Raw genomic sequence first — 17,012 nt, forward strand, 5'->3', positions numbered from 1 at the left:
CGCGCGCCCGACGGGTGAAGCGGTCACAGGGAGGATGCGATGACGCTTGAACTTCAAGGCGTGTCGAAGGTCGTCGAGGGGCAGGTTCACATCCACCCCACCGACCTGACGCTGGACAACGGCACGATGAACGTGCTGCTTGGGCGGACCGTTGCGGGCAAGACCTCGCTGATGCGGCTTATGGCCGGACTCGATGTGCCGACCACCGGCAAGGTGATCTGGCAGGGCGCTGACGTGACGGGGATGCGCGTGCAGGACCGCAAGGTGGCGATGGTCTACCAGCAGTTCATCAACTACCCGTCGATGACGGTCTATGACAACATCGCCTCTCCGATGAAGCTGATGGGCGTGAGCAAGTCCGAGATCGACGCCCGCGTGCGTGAAAGCGCCGATCTGATGAAGCTGACGCCAATGCTGGACCGCAAGCCGCTGGAACTGTCCGGCGGCCAGCAGCAGCGGTGCGCGCTGGCGCGGGCGCTGGTGAAGAACGCGGGGCTGGTCTTGCTTGACGAGCCGCTGGCGAACCTCGATTACAAGCTGCGCGAGGAGATGCGGGTCGAGATCCCGAAGATCTTCGAGAAATCCGGCGCCATCTTCGTTTATGCCACGACCGAACCCGAAGAGGCGCTGCTGCTTGGCGGCAATGTCGCCACGCTGCATGAGGGGCGGATCACCCAGTTCGGCCCGACGCCGCAGGTCTATCGCCAGCCCGTGGACGCGACCACGGCGGGGGTGTTCTCCGATCCGCCGATGAACTTCCTGCCCGTGTCAAAGACGGGGGGCCGCCTGATGTTCGGCGACGGACAGGGCACCGAGGCCAAGGGCAAGCTCGCAGAGCTGCCCGACGGGCGCTATACCGCCGGGTTCCGGCCCAACCATCTGGAAATCCGCCGCCACGCGCCCGATGCGATGAAGTTCACCGCGAAGCTGACCGTGACAGAGCTGACCGGCTCGGAAACCTTCGTGCATCTCGATCACCACGGCGAACGCTGGGTCGGCCTGATCCACGGCGTGCACCAGTTGACGCTGGGCGCCGATCTCGACCTCTGGCTCGACGCCCGGCATGTCTACATCTTCGGCGAAGACGGCGCGCTGGTCGCGCCCGCCGCCTATGCGCTTGCGGCCTGAGGGGGGGCTGATCATGGCACGCATCACGCTCGACAATCTTGCACATAGCTACAAGCCGCAGCCCGTGTCCGAGGACGATTTCGCGCTGAAGGAACTGAACCACGACTGGATCGACGGCGAGGCCTACGCGCTGCTCGGCTCCTCCGGCTGCGGCAAGTCCACGCTGCTGAACATCATCTCCGGCCTGCTGCACCCGTCGCAGGGGCGCATCCTCTTCGACGGCAAGGACGTGACCCACGCCCCCACCGCCGAGCGCAACATCGCGCAGGTGTTCCAGTTCCCGGTCGTCTACGACACGATGACGGTGCACGATAATCTCGCCTTTCCGCTGCGCAACCGGGGCCGCGACGAGGCCTATGTGGCCGAGCGCGTGGGCGAGATCGCCAAGATGATCGGCATGGAACACATGCTGAAGCGCAAGGCGCGCGGCCTTGGCGCGGACGAGAAGCAGAAGATCAGCCTCGGGCGCGGCATGGTGCGCAAGGACGTCAACGCGCTGCTCTTCGACGAGCCGCTGACGGTGATCGACCCGCATATGAAATGGGAGCTGCGCACCCAGCTGAAACGCCTGCATCACGAGTTCGGGCACACGATGATCTATGTCACCCATGACCAGACCGAGGCGCTGACCTTCGCCGACAAAGTAGTGGTGATGTATGACGGCCGCGTGGTGCAGATCGGCACGCCCGAGGAGTTGTTCGAGCGACCCGAGCATACGTTTGTGGGCTATTTCATCGGCTCGCCCGGGATGAACGTGATCCCGGCGCAGGTGAACGGCAGCACGGCGATGGTCAATGGCTCGGAAATCCGCCTGACGCGCGGGTATAGCGGCCTGTCGGGCAAGGTCGAGATCGGGGTGCGCCCCGAGTTCGCGCGCCTCAGCCGTGACGAGGGCCTGCCGGTCAAGATCCGCCGCGTCGAGGACGTGGGCCGCCACAAGATCGTGCGCGCCGATTTCTTCGGGCAGGATCTGAACGTCCTTGCCGGAGAGGACGAGAGCATTTCGCCCGACATGACCCGCGTCACCTTCGATCCGGCGCATGTGAACGTCTACGTCAACGACTGGAGGGTGCCGGGCGCCGCCTGAGCACCGAAGGAGCGCGGGAGACGCCCCGGGGAGGAAACAATGAACAAGACACAGAACAACAAGGCGTGGTTCCTCGTGCTGCCGGTGCTGCTGCTGGTGGCCTTCTCGGCGGTGATCCCGCTGATGACGGTGGTGAACTATTCCGTGCAGGACACCTTCGGGAACAACCAGTTCTTCTGGGCCGGGCTCGAATGGTTCGAAGAGATGCTGAACGACGAGCGCATCTGGAACGCGCTGCGCCGCCAGCTGACCTTCTCGGCGATCATCCTTGCCATCGAGATTCCCTTGGGCATCTTCGTGGCGCTCAACATGCCGAAAAAGGGCTTCTGGTCCAGCTTCGTGCTGGTGATGATGTCGCTGCCGCTGCTGATCCCGTGGAACGTGGTCGGCACCATCTGGCAGATCTTCGGGCGGGTGGACATCGGCCTGCTGGGCTATACTCTGGCCAAGCTCGGGGTGGATTACAACTACACCCAGAACATCTTCGACGCCTGGGTCACGATCATCGTCATGGATGTCTGGCACTGGACCTCGCTGGTGGCGCTGCTGGCCTTTGCGGGCCTCAAATCCATCCCCGACGCCTATTATCAGGCCGCGCGGATCGACCAGGCCAGCCGCTGGAAGGTGTTCCGCTACATCGAGCTGCCCAAGATGATGGGCGTGCTGATGATCGCCATCCTGCTGCGCTTCATGGACAGCTTCATGATTTACACCGAGCCTTTCGTGGTCACCGGGGGCGGGCCGGGCAACGCCACCACGCTGCTGTCCATCGACCTTGTGAAGATGGCCCTCGGGCAGTTCGACCTCGGCCCCGCCGCCGCCTTCTCGCTGATGTACTTCCTGGTGATCCTGGCGATTTCCTGGGTGTTCTACACCGTGATGACCAACCTCGACAAAAAGGGGATGTAAGATGACCGCCACCGCCATCCCCGAAAAGCTCACCGCCGGAGGCGCCAATACACGCCCCCGCTTCCGGGTCAATTCCCGCGCCGTGGTGATGACGCTCTATCTCCTGTTCCTGCTTCTGCCGATCTACTGGCTGCTGAACATGAGCCTCAAGACCAATGCCGAGATCCTCGGCGACTTCACCCTCTTCCCGCGCGAGCTGACCTTCCAGAACTATGTGACCATTTTCACCGATGCGAGCTGGTACATGGGCTATGTCAACTCGCTGATCTACGTGGTGATGAACACGGTCATCAGCCTCGCGGTGGCCTTGCCCGCGGCCTATGCCTTCAGCCGCTATCACTTCATGGGCGACAAGCACCTGTTCTTCTGGCTGCTGACCAATCGTATGGCGCCGCCGGCAGTCTTCGCTCTGCCCTTCTTCCAGCTCTATTCCTCGGTGGGGCTCTTCGACACCCATATCGCGGTGGCGCTGGCGCATTGCCTGTTCAACGTGCCGCTGGCGGTGTGGATCCTCGAAGGCTTCATGCGCGGCGTGCCCAAGGAAATCGACGAGACCGCCTATATCGACGGCTACAGCTTCGGCGGCTTCTTCATCAAGATCTTCACCCCGCTCATTGCCAGCGGCATCGGGGTCGCGGCCTTCTTCTGCTTCATGTTCTCTTGGGTGGAACTGCTGCTGTCGCGCACGCTCACCACGGTGGACGCGAAACCCATCGCCGCGATCATGACCCGCACGCAGGGGGCATCCGGCATCGACTGGGGGCTGCTGGCAGCGGCGGGCATCCTGACCATCATCCCCGGCGCGCTCGTGATCTATTTCGTGCGCAACTACATCGCCAAGGGCTTTGCCCTGGGCCGAGTCTGAAGGAGCCCTGACATGGACTGGATGGCATGGACCTGGCCCACGGCGGCCTTCTTCGCGATCATCGCGCTGCTCTTGGTGATCTTCACCGTGCTTGCGGTGAAATTTCCCGAAACGCCGCGTGTCGGCATCCTGCGCACCGAGACCACGCGCGGAGACCGGCTTTTCGTCACGCTGCTTGGCAGCGCCTTCATCAATCTCGCCTGGCTGGGGCTTGTCGGAGTCGACACCCAGCCCTGGGCTATGGCCGTCTGTCTCGTCTACGCCGCAGCGGTGTTCCGCTGGGTCTGACGATGCATCCGCCGACCCCGCGTAGCCGGGGCGGCATATTCCAACGGGTTCAAAATGGGAGGAGAACCATGAACTTTAGAAACACCACCGCGATGGCGCTGGCGATGACCCTGATGGGCACCGCCGCCTTCGCCGACATGGAGGCCGCACGCGCGTTCCTCGATGCCGAGATCGGCGACCAGTCCGCGCTCACCCGCGAGGAGCAGGAAGCCGAGATGCAGTGGTTCATCGACGCCGCCGAGCAGTTCCGCGGCATGGATATCAAGGTCGTCTCGGAAACCATCACCACGCATGAATATGAAAGTCAGGTGCTGGCCAAGGCATTCTCGGACATCACCGGCATCAACCTCACCCACGACCTGATCGGCGAGGGCGACGTGGTCGAGAAACTGCAGACGCAGATGCAGTCGGGCGAGAACATCTATGACGCCTATGTCAACGACTCCGATCTGATCGGCACCCACTGGCGCTATCAGCAGGTGCGCAACCTGACCGACTGGATGGCGAACGAGGGTGCGGACGTGACTTCGCCCACGCTGGATCTGGACGATTTCATCGGCACCGATTTCACCACGGCGCCGGACGGCAAGCTGTATCAGCTGCCGACCCAGCAGTTCGCGAACCTTTACTGGTTCCGCTACGACTGGTTCAACGACGAGAAGAACAAGGCCGATTTCAAGGAAGCCTATGGCTATGACCTCGGCGTTCCGGTGAACTGGTCCGCCTACGAGGACATCGCAGAATTCTTCACCGGACGCGACCTGTCGCACATGGGCATCGACACCGAAGTCTATGGCAACATGGATTACGGCAAGAAGGACCCGTCGCTCGGCTGGCGCTACACCGATGCGTGGCTGTCCATGGCCGGTGCCGGATCGAAGGGCGAGCCCAACGGCCTGCCGGTCGATGAATGGGGCATCCGCGTCAACGAGAACTCGCAGCCCGTGGGCTCCTGCGTGGCCCGTGGCGGCGCGACCAACGGCCCCGCAGCGGTCTATGCGGTGACAAAGGCCATCGAGTGGCTGGAGAAATACACGCCGCCCGCCGCCATGGGCATGACCTTCTCCGAGGCAGGCCCGGTCCCGGCGCAGGGCAACGTCGCCCAGCAGATGTTCTGGTACACCGCCTTCACCGCCGACACGGTCAAACCCGGCCTGCCGGTGATGAACGAGGACGGCACGCCGAAATGGCGCATGGCCCCCTCGCCGCACGGCGTCTACTGGGAAGAAGGCACCAAGATCGGCTACCAGGACGTGGGCAGCTGGACGCTGATGAAATCCACCCCCGAGGACCGCGCCAAGGCGGCATGGCTTTATGCGCAGTTCGTCACGTCGAAGACCGTGGACACCAAGAAGTCGCATGTGGGTCTGACCTTCATCCGCGACAGTTCGATCAACCACGAGAGCTTCACCGAGCGCGCGCCGAAACTGGGCGGCCTGGTGGAATTCTACCGCTCGCCCGCGCGGGTGGCATGGTCGCCGACCGGCACCAACGTTCCCGACTACCCCAAGCTGGCGCAGCTGTGGTGGCAGAATATCGGGGACGCCATGTCCGGCGCGAAGACCCCGCAAGAGGCGCTCGACGCGCTCTGCGCGGACCAAGAGCGGGTGATGGAGCGTCTCGAGCGCGCGGGCATCCAGGGCGACATTGGTCCGAAGCTCAACGAGGAGCAGGACCCGGAATACTGGCTGTCTCAGGAAGGCTCGCCCAAGGCCAAGCTCGAGAACGAGGATGAAGAACCCAAGACCATCTCCTATGACGAGCTGATCAAGAGCTGGCAGTAAACCTGCCGCGCCGGGGCCATGTGCTGGCCCCGGCATCCCCTCCCCCCAGACATTCCGACCAACCGAAAAGGCTCCCGGCCTCACGGGAAAGGCTTGCCATGCGCCATATCCTCGCCATCGACCAGGGCACCACGTCCACCCGCGCCGTCCTCTTTGACGAGAAGATGCGCATCAAAGCTTCGGCGCAGGAAGAGTTCGCGCAGCATTTCCCCGCCTCGGGCTGGGTCGAACACGACCCGTCGGACCTGTGGTCCACCACCGCCGCGACCTGCCGCGCCGCCATCGAACGCGCGGGCGGCGCCGAGATCGCCGCCATCGGCATCACCAACCAGCGCGAAACGACTCTGGTCTGGGAGCGCGCCAGCGGGCGACCCATTCACAATGCCATTGTCTGGCAGGACCGGCGCACCGCCGACCTGTGCCGCCGCCTGAAAGCCGAGGGTTTCGAAGAAACGGTGACGGACCGCACGGGCCTGCTGCTTGATCCGTATTTCTCGGCCACCAAGATCGCGTGGATTCTTGAACATATCGACGGCGCCCGCGCCAGGGCCGAAGCCGGAGAACTGCTTTTCGGCACCGTCGACAGCTGGCTGGTGTGGAACCTCACCGGCGGGGCGGTGCACGCGACCGATGCGACCAATGCCGCGCGGACCATGCTCTACGACATTCACAAGGGGCGCTGGTCCACCACCATCTGCGACCGGCTGGGCATTCCCGCCGCGATGTTGCCCGAGGTGCGCGATTGCGCGGCCGAGTTTGGGATGACGCGCCCCGATCTCTTTGGCCGGCCCATCCCCATTCTGGGGATCGCGGGGGACCAGCAGGCGGCGACCGTCGGGCAGGCCTGCTTTCGCCCTGGCATGATGAAATCCACCTACGGCACCGGATGTTTCGCCCTGCTCAATACCGGCGACACGCCCGTTCGCAGCACGCACCGGCTGCTGACGACCATCGCCTACCAGCTCGACGGCAAGCCGACCTACGCGCTCGAAGGGTCGATCTTCATCGCAGGGGCTGTGGTGCAATGGCTGCGCGACGGGCTGATGATCGTGCGCGAGGCCTCCGAGACGCAGAGGCTGGCAGAGCGCGCCGATCCGGCACAGGATCTGATCTTCGTTCCTGCCTTCACCGGGCTCGGCGCGCCTTACTGGAACGCAGAGTGCCGCGGCGCGGTCTTTGGCCTTACGCGTGGCTCGGGCCCTGCGGAAATCGCCCGTGCTGCGCTGGAGTCGGTCGGCTTCCAGACCCGTGACCTTCTGGACGCGATGCGCGCCGACATGGGCGGCAGGTTCGAGGCGGCGATGCGCGACAGTCCTGATGCCATCCTTCGGGTGGACGGCGGCATGAGCGCCTCGGATTACGCCATGCAGTTCCTCAGCGACATCATCGGCGCGCCGGTGGATCGGCCTCAGGGGCTCGAAACGACGGCGCTCGGGGCCGCGTGGCTTGCCGGGCATCGGGCCGGGATCTACCCTGACGCGGAGCGCCTCTCGGAGGACTGGACCTGCGGCACCCGTTTCACCCCGTCCCTGCCCACCGCGCTGCGCGAAACACGCCACGCCGCATGGCGCAGGGCGGTCGAGGCGACGCTGTCGGTCTGAACCGGGGCTGGATGTACCGTAAGACTGGACCTGTCACGTACTTGTGCCGCTCCGAGTGCTCGTTTAGGCCACTTGGCGTTCGAAGGCCAAGGGGCTTTTGCCTCCCAATGCTGAGTGCCGACGGCGCGGGTTATAGAAGCCGTTGATGTATTGGAAGATGGCGGTTTCGGCCTGGCGTCGGGTCTCCCACGTGCGGCGCCAGATCAGTTCGGCCTTGATCGTCTTGAAGAAGGTCTCAACGGCGGCGTTATCGTAGCAATTGCCCTTGCCGCTCATCGACACCTTGAACCCATGCTCGCGCAGGATCTTCTTATAGTCGTGCGAACAGTATTGGGCGGATTCAACCGGTCGTCGCAACACCTTGACCTTGGAGGTGTAGATGACGACTGGAAGACGGAAGTCAGAGCGCTTGACGCGAAGCAAATTATCCTCGCCAGGTCGGCCGCCAGTCTGGCAGCGTGAGCATCTGTGCCGGTTCTGGCGGGAGATTGCAGCGGGGCTGTTCAGCGAGGAGGCCGCCGTCGCAGCGGGAGTGTCCGCTCCGGTCGGACCCCGATGGTTTCGGAGTTCTGGCGGAATGCCTCCCACATATCTCTCACCTTCGGCCACGGCGCTCAAAGGCCATAGCCTTTGCTTTGCGGAACGCGAGGAAAGGCTCTTTTGTGCAACAGAGCCGGTCGACAACCTCCTTCCGAACGAGGCCGGCCAGTTGCCGGACGGATCGCCCGCTCTCTATTTCCTGGGCTTTTATTGCTAGAATTCCGAAGTCGGCGCCAAGACGCTCGGCATTTCGAGCTTCAAACTACGTGCCGTCTGCCAGCACCAGAAATCTCTGGGGCGCCGAGGACGACCGCTGACCTGCCCCCGGTCGTCTCTCGTTCATAACGAGAGTCCTTGGGGGTTTGCGCTGCTCTCCCAGCCAGGAAAGCTTAGCCGAAAACTCCAGCTTCGAACGGTCCAGTTTTCAGGGGGCAGAGCAATGGGGCTGGCTCAGATGTTCGGCATCTCTAAATCTACAATTCAGGAGGGCGTATTCGGACCAACATCATCCGCGTCCGGCACGGCCAATTGAGGCCTGTCGATGATCTTGAAGCGCGGCTTGTGCGGCGGAAACTTAGCGCGGTCCTCTTCGAGCAGCCCTCCGTCTGTTATGATGAGATCAATGGAGTTGATGGGGACCGTGCGGTGGAGCGCGCAGGACATGAACCGGCTGCTGTCCGCAATGAGCACGACCTCTCTTGCCGCGGCGACCATTGCTCGCTTCATGTGCCCCAGCTCCAGATTTGTCTCCGACGTGCCGCTTTCGTCGATTGCGGTGGCCGACGTAAAGAAGATATCGCAGTGGATATTCTTCAGGAAACCCAGGCCGGGTTCCCCCAACAAGCTGAAAGAGCCGACACGACATGCGCCTCCTGGCACGATCAGGGTAATATTGTCGCGGTACGTCAATTGCTTGGCTACGTAGAGATCGTTTGTGATGACCGTCAGTGGAAAGTCAATCTTTGCGATCTCGTCGGCCAGACGGTGACAAATGACCGCGCCAGTATCGATCAGGAGGGACTGGCCCGGCTCGATGAGAGTAAGAGCCTCACCCACGATAGCCAGCTTTTCCTCGACCGCTATCCGCTGTGACAGATCGGTGGACGGCTCGTAGCTCGAGCGCGAACGGATCGCCACTGCGCCACCATGGGTGCGCCGAACGAGACCCTCGCTCGCCAAGACGTCAAGATCGCGGCGAATGGTTGATACTGAAATGCCCAGCATCCGGGCAAGATCCTGACCGGATCCCGCTTGGTTCTGCTTGAACCAGTCGATGAGATGTTGACGACGTTCTGCCGGCAGCATCTCTTCATTCAATGTGTCCTCTGACTTCCGCAAGTGGACCTCCTAATCTGGTGCTTAGTCGGTGTGATGAAGTTACCGGTATCTAAGCTATTTGCGTCAAAGCAGGCTAGGTAACCAGAGAACGATCTGCGGAAAGACGGCAAGAATGACCGTTCCGAGGCACAGCAGCAGGAAGAAGGGCATCGTTGCGAGCACGGTTTCGCCAAGCGATCGCTGGGTAAGACCCTGCAGAACAAAGAGGTTTAGTCCGACCGGAGGTGTGAGGGCGCTCATCTCGATCATGATGACGAGGTAGATGCCAAACCATAGCGGGTCGAAGCCAGCCTGCACGATGAGCGGAACCGCGATGGGCACCGTCATCACGGTCATCGAGGTGCCATCAAGGAACATGCCCAGCACAATGTAGAGACCCGCGAGGATCAGCAGGACGCCGTAAGGCGACAGGTCGAGTGCCGAGATGGCTCCGGTAATCTGATTGGGCAGCTGCAGGAACGCGATGGCAGCGGAGAGGAACGAGGACGCAGCGATCAGCATGAGGATCATTGCCGAGACGCGGATGGTCGCCGCTAGACTGTCCCGCATGAGTTTGAGCGTGAACTGCCCGGTGACCACGGTGATCACCATCGCCCCGAAGACACCGACCGCCGCCGCCTCGGAAGGCGTGGCGATGCCCGAGTATATCGAACCGAGCACGACGAACATCAGCAGCATGATCGGCAGCAGTTCCACGAGCCCACGGCCAATGGCGCGCGCGTTTACGGTGCCTTCGAAACGCGGGGCGCGCTCGGGATGTAGGATCGCGATGAGCGCAATGTAGCCCGCATAGAGGCCGGCCATCATTAGACCGGGAAGGACACCGCCGGCAAAGAGCTTGGCAATGGAGACTTCGGCAAGCACTCCGTAGACAATCATGGCGATCGAGGGCGGGATCAGCAGACCGAAAGAGCCCGCGCCGGCGAGAGAGCCTGCGGCGAGGCGCAAGTCGTAGCCGCGCTTTTGCAATTCGGGGATGGTGATCTTGCCGACCGTCGCAGTGGTGGCGGTGGAGGACCCCGAGATCGCCGCGAAGACGGTACAGCCGAAGACGTTGGTATGCAGCAGGCCGCCGGGGATGCGTGCGACCAGCGGCGCAAGGCCACGGAAGAGGCGTTGCGAGATATCGGTGCGGAAGATGATGTCGCCCATCCACATGAAAATTGGGATGGCGGCCAGCTCCCAGGAAATGGCGGAGGAAGAGATCACCTTGGTGGCGATGGTGCCGATGCGGGCGTCGCTGAAATCGAGGACGAAATACATCGCCGAGGCGCCGACCAGCATCAGGCCGGAAAAGATCCATGCGCCGGAGCCAAGAAAGACGACGAGAAGCAGCAGGATGACCGTGGCGGAAAACGTGATGGACATGGGGTCTCTCCGGTCAGAGGGTCAGGGCGTGTTCGTCGGCATGGCCGACCACGACGAGACGGGTCGCACGCACGACCATCTGCAGCAGGAGCAGGACGAGGCCGACGAAGAAGAAGCTTTCAGGGATCCACAGAGGAATCGGAATCAGGTGTTCGCTCACCGAGCCGCGCGCGAAGAGTTTCGTGACCGCGGACCACTGGTGTATCGCGAGGAAGGCCATGATGCCGGCGGAGGTCGAGATCGCGAAGGCTTCAACGATCCAACGCAGCACGCCCGACAGCTGGTCGGTGAGCGCGGTCACGCGGATCATGGCGCCCTCCTCGAGAGCCCAGGGAGCCGCGAGGAAAGTAATGGCGGCAACGCCGAAGCCGACAAGGACATCAGCCATATAGGTCGAGGTGGAGAACATCCGCATGCAGATCTCGAGCAGGATGAGCAGCGTCATTCCAACCAGAAGGGCGGCAGAGACGACGGCTGCGGTCCGGTTGAGGATCGTCGAGACGCGGGCAATGGCGGCAAGCCAGACCGGATCGTCGTTGCGGTCGGGGTGATGGTGCTCTTCGATCTCGGGGAGTTCTGGGCTCACGGCGTGCTCCATGGTTCAACAGTCGCAAGAACCGCGCCCCCGGAAGGGGACGCAGCGGGGAAGGAGTGGCTCAGCCCTGTTGGGACTTCAGCTCCTCGAAACGTGCGAGGATCGCCGCGCCGCGCTCGCCGGTCTCGGCCAGCCAGCTCTCGCGGACCTGTTCGCCAGCGGCCTGCAGATGTTCGAAGACCTCTGCCGGAACATCCCCATTGCGGGTGACCGTCATGCCGTTCTCGGCCATCGTGGTGTAGGCGGTGTCGATGGAGGCGCGGATGGTGTCCCAGTTGAAGGCGTCGCAGGCATCGACGCTCTCGAGCATCGCGATCTGAACCTCTTCGGGCAGGGCGTCGAACTCGTCCTTGTTTACGTGGCACATGAACAAGCCCATGGCATAGCTGAGTTCGCTGAAGTCGCTGAGGTAGTCCCAGATCGACAGCTGGATCGCGCCATCCGCGGAGGTCAGGACGGCGTCGAGGCCTCCAGTCGACAGCTGCGGGATCAGGTCGGACCATGCCACCTGCAACGGTGCCGCGCCGGCGTTCTTGAGGGTCTGCGTGCCGTTCACGTCATAGGTGCGGATGCGCAGGCCGGAGAGAGCATCGGTCGAGGTGATGGGCATCTTGGCGTGGATGCCCGAAGGCGCGTTGGGCATGGCCCAGAGCAGCACCATGTCGTTTTCCTCGAACACTTTCGCGTACTCCTCTCGCGCGGCCTGCCAGAGCAGATAGGCCTCGTCGAGATTGGCGGCGATGAAAGGCAGCGAGGAGAGGTTGAACAGCGGGTCGATGCCGCCAAGCTGCGTCATCAGCGTGACCGCTGCCTGCACACCGCCATCCTGCACGGCGTCGAAGTGGTCGATCGACTTATAGCCGAGCGCGCCACCGCCCTGATAGTTGATAGTCAGCTGGTCGCCGACCCGCCTGTTCATCTCTTTGATGAAGAAGCTGCACGCCTGACCGGTGGAGGATGTCGCACCGTATTCGTCCGACATGTCCCAGCGGACATTGGCTAGGGCGGGACTGGCGAACGCGACGAGCGCGCCGGTAGCGGTGGCGGTGCGCATGAACGCGCGACGAGTGAGTGTCATGGTAAAGCTCCCTGCGATTGCTATCGTTTCGGACGGAGGCGTACGCCGCGCCGATCATTGATGCGTACACAATGATGCGTGCATGCAGGCACAACCGAACCTCTTTCGTCAAGAAAGTTTCACTTAACGTCACAAAATATGATAGAATTTGCTCACTTTTGGCATGAATTTCGGATCTTTCAGTAAATTTGCGCCGAGATCCACGCAATATGTCACCCAAGAAAAAATTTTCGTTCACTTTCTACCACAAATGAGCAACGGTAGGCTCTGCAGCGGAGACGATCACGATTCTCCGGCACCACATACGAGCAAGGCAGAGGTCGATGCCGTCGATTACTGAAATCCTGTCAGTTCACCGTAGCGCGTGCTCTGGCACTATGCCGAACGCACTCGGCACCCTGCTTCGCTTGGGTGCACGCACGGTGCAGGAGCGCCGTAAGAACTGCGGCTGCCTTGATCTTGCAGTGACGCTTCTTGATCGCTTTGTCTGCACGTTTTGCAGAACGTTCAATTCGTGGGTGGGCGGGGATAAACCGACTTTTCGTGTGAACCGAGGCCGGAGTCCCTTCCCTCTACGGAAGCAAAAGGCGTCCTCACGTGTCGCGCCGCGGCGCGACATATTCCAGAAATCGGCCGCGCGCGCGGCCTGAACCAAAGGTAGGAAGGCAGAAATGGCCTGGAGAATTGGCGTAGATTCCGGAGGCACGTTCACCGACGTGTGCCTCTTCGATGAAGACAGCGGCAAGGTCGAAATTTGGAAGGTCTCGTCCACGCCAGACGATCCTTCGCGCGGCATCACCACGGGGGTGGTCGAGGGCCTTGACCAGGTCGGCAAGACCGCCAAAGACCTGTCCTTCCTAGGTCACGGCACTACGGTTGCCACCAACGCGCTGATCGAGCTGCGCGGCGTGAAGACTGGTCTCATCGTCTCCGATGGCTTTCGAGACCTGCTGGAAATCGGCCGGCAGAAACGCCCGAACCTCTACGACATGAACGCGGAAAAGCCCGAACAGCTCGTATCGCGCGACCTGCGCCGCGAAGTCCCGGAGCGGATGAAATACGATGGTACAGTCGATGTGCCGCTTGACGAGGCCGCGCTGCGCGCCGAGCTGCGCGCGCTTGCCGGTCAGGACATCAAATCGCTCGCAGTCTGCTTCCTCTACGGCTTCCTCAATACCGAGCACGAGGACTTGGCCAAACGCGTGATCGCCGAGGAGCTTCCCGACGTCTTCGTCTCGACCTCGCATGATGTCGCGCCCGAGTTCCGCGAGTTCGAGCGGCTGTCGACCACCGTGGTCAACGCCTACCTCGGTCCGGTCATGCAGCGCTACATCCGCCGTCTTAAGGAGAACCTCGCGGAGATCGGTCTTGAAATCGCGCCGCAGCTCACCCAGTCAAACGGCGGCGTGATCGGCTTTGACACCGCGGCGAACCTGCCGGTGCGAACTGTGCTGTCCGGTCCCTCCACCGGCGTGGTCGCGGCGCAGGCCATCGGCAAGATGTCCGGCTTCGACAATATCATCACCTTCGATGTCGGAGGCACCTCGTCCGACGTGGCCTTGCTGCAGAATGGCGTCTGCCAGCTCACCGGCGAGGCCGATGTCCATGGTTACCCGATCAAGGCTCCCATGCTCGACATCCATACCGTGGGGGCTGGCGGCGGCTCCATCGCCAACGTCGACAGCGGCGGCCTGCTCAAGGTCGGACCGCGGTCGGCCGGCGCCCATCCGGGGCCGGTATGCTACGGGCTCGGGTCGACCGAACCCACGGTGACCGACGCCAACATCGTGCTCCAGACCCTCAATCCCGTCGAGATCCTCGGCGGCCGCATGAAGGTGCGCCGCGATCTGGCCGTCGAGAGCGTGCAGCGTCTCGCCGACAAGCTCGGTCTCGGCGTTATGGAAACCGCGCAGGGTATCATCTCGGTCGTGACTGCCAACATGGCGAAGGCAATCCGCGTGATCTCCGTGCAGCGCGGCCATGACCCGCGGGACTACGCGTTGATGGCCTTCGGCGGCGCGGGGCCGCTGCACGCGGCCCGTCTGGCCCGCGAGCTCGATATGGGCAAGGTCATCGTGCCGCTGACGCCGGGAACGCTTTGCGCACTCGGCCTGCTGCTCACCGACCTGCGCGCGGACTTCGCGATCTCGCGCCTGCTGCCGCTCGACGACAGCGCGCTGGCCTCCATCGACGCAGGCTTCGCCGACCTTATGGGGCAGGCCACCGCGTGGTTCGATGCCGAGGACATTGCCGCCGACCGCCGCGTGATGACGCGCACCGCCGACATGCGCTACATGGGCCAGAACTACGAGCTTTCCGTGGCCGTGCCCGCCGGTCCGATCACCTCCGCGACCTTCAAGGCGCTCGAGGAAGGGTTCGAGGCGGCCCACCGCCAACGCTTCGGCTTCGTGGCGGAAGGCGAGCAGATCCAGCTCGTCACCCTGCGCCTGGAGGCCGCTGGTGTCGTCAACAAGGCCCAGTTCAAGCCTCAGCCGGAAGAGGGCCCCGACGCCTCCGCCGCGCAGATCGCCACCCGCGATGTCTATATGGCGGAGGCTGCGGACTTCCTGTCCTGCGCGGTCTACGCCCGCGAAAAGCTGCGCCCGGGGAACGTGATCCAAGGCCCTGCAATCGTTGAACAAATGGATACAACCACGGTCATCCTACCCGATATGACGGGCATCGTGGACAGCTATCTCAACCTGATCTTGGAGGTGAAGGCATGACCGCGACCGAGAAAATGGCCATCGACCCGATCACGGTCGAGGTGATCGGCTCCGCCCTGCAATCGATCGTCGAGGAAATGGGCGAGGCGCTGGTACGCGCGTCCTACTCGACCAACATCAAGGAGCGGCGCGATTGCTCCACCGCACTCTTCGATCATCGCGGCAACACCCTGTGCCAAGCCGAACATATCCCGATGCACCTCGGCTCCTTCCTCGGAGTAATACCCGCGATACAAGACCGCTTCGAGATGTCCGACATTAAGCCGGGCGATGTGTTCATGGCCAACGACGCCTATGCCGGCGGTGCGACGCACCTGCCCGACATCGTATTGGCCGAGCCGATTTTCGTCGACGGCATGCTGGTGGCATGGGCGGTCAACACTGCGCACCACTCGGACTTCGCCGACCGTGGCCACGAGCACATCTATCAGGAAGGCATCCGCATTCCCCCGGTGCGCCTCTACCGCGAAGGCGTTCTGAACAAGGACCTGCAGGAGATGTTCCTGCTCAACTGTCAGGTGCCGCGCGAACGCATATCGGACCTGCGGGCCCAGATGTCCGCCAACCGGCTCTGCGTGCAGCGGATGAGCGACCTCTGTGCCAAATACGGCACTGGGAAAGTCCTAGCAGCAGGTGACGCCCTGCAGGACTATGCCGAGCGCAAGATGCGTACGGCGATCGAGGCGATCCCCGATGGCACCTACCGCTTCGAGGACCAGTTCGACAGCAACCAGTGGCCCGGCGCGATGACCTTCAAGGTCGACATCACCGTCAAGGGTGACGAGATGCTGCTGGCCTTCGACGGACCGCCGCAGGTCCGTGGCGGGTTGAACCTGATCTACACCTCGCTTCTGGCTGCGGCCTATTTCACGGTGAAATCCGTACTCGATCCGACCGTTCTGCCGAACGCGGGTCTCGCGCGCCCGCTGACGGTGACGGCGCCCAAGGGCTCGATCCTCAACTGTGCCCATCCGGCCGCGGTCGAGGGGCGGATCGCTGCGTCCCAGCGTGTGACCGATCTGGTCTACGGCGCGCTGGCCAAGGCGCTGCCCGGCAAGGTCATGGCGGCGGGCAACGGCTGCTGTACCGGCGCAATCTTCAACGGTGCGGACGAGGACGGCAACATGTGGGTCTACCTCGAGACCATCGGCGGGGGCGGCGGGGCGCGTCCCACTGCGGACGGACTCTCGGGCATCCATGTCGGTCTGACCAACACCTCGAACCTTCCGGTCGAGGCGCTGGAACTGGAATACCCGCTCACCTTGCTGCGCTACGAACTCGTGGACGACAGCGCCGGCCTGGGCGAGTTCCGCGGCGGTATGGGGGTGCGGCGCGTCTACCGTGCCGAGAAAGCCTGCCGCTTCACCGTCGAGAGCTCCCGCGTGGGCTCGCAGCCCTGGGGTCTCGACGGGGGCCTGAGCGCCAAGGGCACCACGCTCGATTTCGGCGACGGGCGCACGAGTTTCGCGGGGATGGTTGACCTGAAGCCCGGGCAGATCGTCTCGATCACCACCCCCGGTGGCGGTGGCTACGGCGACCCTGCGAAACGCCCCGAAGCGGCTGTCCTACGCGACATCGCGGAGGGTCGCATCAGCGCGGAGATCGCCAAGGCGACCTATGGTCTGGGGGCCTGAAGGGTCTGCCCCCCTTTGCGGGGCGTGTCTTCCCGCGCCCCGCTTCTTCGCCCGTTCCATCTCCTCCTGAG

Annotated in this window: 13 protein-coding genes and 3 pseudogenes; 11 read left to right on the forward strand and 5 right to left on the reverse strand. The window is 63.0% G+C overall.

Features of this window, described 5'->3' with window-relative positions:
* The first annotated feature begins 39 nt into the window (after positions 1 to 39).
* From VK682_RS11900 to glpK, 7 genes are all read left to right on the forward strand, one after another.
* The gene (locus tag VK682_RS11900; RefSeq protein ID WP_324781976.1) at positions 40 to 1,128 is read left to right on the forward strand and encodes an ABC transporter ATP-binding protein; all 1,089 of its coding nucleotides are present in this window, start codon (positions 40 to 42) and stop codon (positions 1,126 to 1,128) included.
* A 13-nt stretch (positions 1,129 to 1,141) separates the two neighbouring features.
* A complete protein-coding gene (locus VK682_RS11905) occupies positions 1,142 to 2,215 on the forward strand; it encodes an ABC transporter ATP-binding protein (RefSeq protein ID WP_324781977.1) in 1,074 nt (357 codons plus the stop codon).
* Positions 2,216 to 2,254: 39 nt separating this feature from the next.
* The gene (locus VK682_RS11910; RefSeq protein WP_089846424.1) at positions 2,255 to 3,124 is read left to right on the forward strand and encodes a carbohydrate ABC transporter permease; all 870 of its coding nucleotides are present in this window, start codon (positions 2,255 to 2,257) and stop codon (positions 3,122 to 3,124) included.
* Between the two features lies 1 nt (position 3,125).
* Positions 3,126 to 3,989 (forward strand): carbohydrate ABC transporter permease, encoded by an 864-nt coding sequence (locus tag VK682_RS11915; RefSeq protein WP_324781978.1) that lies wholly within the window; start codon positions 3,126 to 3,128, stop codon positions 3,987 to 3,989.
* A 12-nt stretch (positions 3,990 to 4,001) separates the two neighbouring features.
* Positions 4,002 to 4,277, forward strand: coding sequence for a DUF2160 domain-containing protein (locus tag VK682_RS11920; protein WP_089846426.1), 276 nt, complete (start codon positions 4,002 to 4,004; stop codon positions 4,275 to 4,277).
* Between the two features lie 68 nt (positions 4,278 to 4,345).
* Positions 4,346 to 6,061, forward strand: a complete 1,716-nt coding sequence (locus VK682_RS11925) for an ABC transporter substrate-binding protein (protein ID WP_324781979.1) — start codon at positions 4,346 to 4,348, stop codon at positions 6,059 to 6,061.
* Positions 6,062 to 6,159: 98 nt separating this feature from the next.
* Positions 6,160 to 7,662: a glycerol kinase GlpK gene (gene glpK, locus VK682_RS11930; RefSeq protein ID WP_324781980.1), complete on the forward strand. Its 1,503-nt coding sequence runs from the start codon at positions 6,160 to 6,162 to the stop codon at positions 7,660 to 7,662.
* A gap of 63 nt (positions 7,663 to 7,725) precedes the next feature.
* On the opposite strand, the pseudogene VK682_RS11935 reads toward glpK, so the two are convergent.
* Positions 7,726 to 7,998 (reverse strand): annotated as a pseudogene (locus VK682_RS11935) (integrase core domain-containing protein); the annotation flags it as partial.
* Between the two features lie 43 nt (positions 7,999 to 8,041).
* On the opposite strand from VK682_RS11935, the pseudogene VK682_RS27360 reads away from it, so the two are divergent.
* Both VK682_RS27360 and VK682_RS11940 read left to right on the forward strand, forming a co-directional pair.
* Positions 8,042 to 8,329: pseudogene (locus VK682_RS27360) on the forward strand (IS30 family transposase); the annotation flags it as partial.
* Positions 8,330 to 8,338: 9 nt separating this feature from the next.
* Positions 8,339 to 8,510, forward strand: a pseudogene (locus VK682_RS11940) (DUF932 domain-containing protein); the annotation flags it as partial.
* A gap of 172 nt (positions 8,511 to 8,682) precedes the next feature.
* Here VK682_RS11940 and VK682_RS11945 read toward each other — a convergent pair.
* From VK682_RS11945 to VK682_RS11960, 4 genes are all read right to left on the reverse strand, one after another.
* Positions 8,683 to 9,540, reverse strand: a complete 858-nt coding sequence (locus VK682_RS11945) for a DeoR/GlpR family DNA-binding transcription regulator (protein ID WP_324781981.1) — start codon at positions 9,538 to 9,540, stop codon at positions 8,683 to 8,685.
* Positions 9,541 to 9,603: 63 nt separating this feature from the next.
* Entirely contained in the window at positions 9,604 to 10,908 is a 1,305-nt protein-coding gene (locus tag VK682_RS11950; RefSeq protein ID WP_324781982.1) for a TRAP transporter large permease, read from the reverse strand.
* A 13-nt stretch (positions 10,909 to 10,921) separates the two neighbouring features.
* Positions 10,922 to 11,494 (reverse strand): TRAP transporter small permease, encoded by a 573-nt coding sequence (locus VK682_RS11955; protein ID WP_324781983.1) that lies wholly within the window; start codon positions 11,492 to 11,494, stop codon positions 10,922 to 10,924.
* A 70-nt stretch (positions 11,495 to 11,564) separates the two neighbouring features.
* Positions 11,565 to 12,581 carry a TRAP transporter substrate-binding protein gene (locus VK682_RS11960; protein WP_324781984.1) on the reverse strand — a complete coding sequence of 339 codons (1,017 nt, stop codon included), beginning with the start codon at positions 12,579 to 12,581 and terminating at the stop codon, positions 11,565 to 11,567.
* 671 nt (positions 12,582 to 13,252) lie between these two features.
* Here VK682_RS11960 and VK682_RS11965 point away from each other — a divergent pair.
* Together VK682_RS11965 and VK682_RS11970 are read left to right on the forward strand one after the other, a co-directional pair.
* Positions 13,253 to 15,307: a hydantoinase/oxoprolinase family protein gene (locus VK682_RS11965; RefSeq protein ID WP_324781985.1), complete on the forward strand. Its 2,055-nt coding sequence runs from the start codon at positions 13,253 to 13,255 to the stop codon at positions 15,305 to 15,307.
* A complete protein-coding gene (locus VK682_RS11970; RefSeq protein WP_324781986.1) occupies positions 15,304 to 16,941 on the forward strand; it encodes a hydantoinase B/oxoprolinase family protein in 1,638 nt (545 codons plus the stop codon). The genes VK682_RS11965 and VK682_RS11970 overlap by 4 nt, the downstream gene beginning before the upstream one ends.
* Positions 16,942 to 17,012: the final 71 nt, after the last annotated feature.

The sequence above is a fragment of the Salipiger marinus genome (assembly GCF_035481585.1).
In the GTDB taxonomy this organism is placed as follows: domain Bacteria; phylum Pseudomonadota; class Alphaproteobacteria; order Rhodobacterales; family Rhodobacteraceae; genus Salipiger; species Salipiger marinus.

What these genes read in the sequence shown, in the direction of transcription:
- VK682_RS11925 (WP_324781979.1), top strand. Translation starts at nt 4,346, where the DNA reads ATGAACTTTAGAAACACCACCGCGATGGCGCTGGCGATGACCCTGATG.
- VK682_RS11900 (WP_324781976.1), top strand. Translation starts at nt 40, where the DNA reads ATGACGCTTGAACTTCAAGGCGTGTCGAAGGTCGTCGAGGGGCAGGTT.
- VK682_RS11960 (WP_324781984.1), bottom strand. Translation starts at nt 12,581, where the DNA reads ATGACACTCACTCGTCGCGCGTTCATGCGCACCGCCACCGCTACCGGC.
- VK682_RS11965 (WP_324781985.1), top strand. Translation starts at nt 13,253, where the DNA reads ATGGCCTGGAGAATTGGCGTAGATTCCGGAGGCACGTTCACCGACGTG.
- VK682_RS11950 (WP_324781982.1), bottom strand. Translation starts at nt 10,908, where the DNA reads ATGTCCATCACGTTTTCCGCCACGGTCATCCTGCTGCTTCTCGTCGTC.
- glpK (WP_324781980.1), top strand. Translation starts at nt 6,160, where the DNA reads ATGCGCCATATCCTCGCCATCGACCAGGGCACCACGTCCACCCGCGCC.
- VK682_RS11970 (WP_324781986.1), top strand. Translation starts at nt 15,304, where the DNA reads ATGACCGCGACCGAGAAAATGGCCATCGACCCGATCACGGTCGAGGTG.
- VK682_RS11920 (WP_089846426.1), top strand. Translation starts at nt 4,002, where the DNA reads ATGGACTGGATGGCATGGACCTGGCCCACGGCGGCCTTCTTCGCGATC.
- VK682_RS11915 (WP_324781978.1), top strand. Translation starts at nt 3,126, where the DNA reads ATGACCGCCACCGCCATCCCCGAAAAGCTCACCGCCGGAGGCGCCAAT.
- VK682_RS11910 (WP_089846424.1), top strand. Translation starts at nt 2,255, where the DNA reads ATGAACAAGACACAGAACAACAAGGCGTGGTTCCTCGTGCTGCCGGTG.
- VK682_RS11905 (WP_324781977.1), top strand. Translation starts at nt 1,142, where the DNA reads ATGGCACGCATCACGCTCGACAATCTTGCACATAGCTACAAGCCGCAG.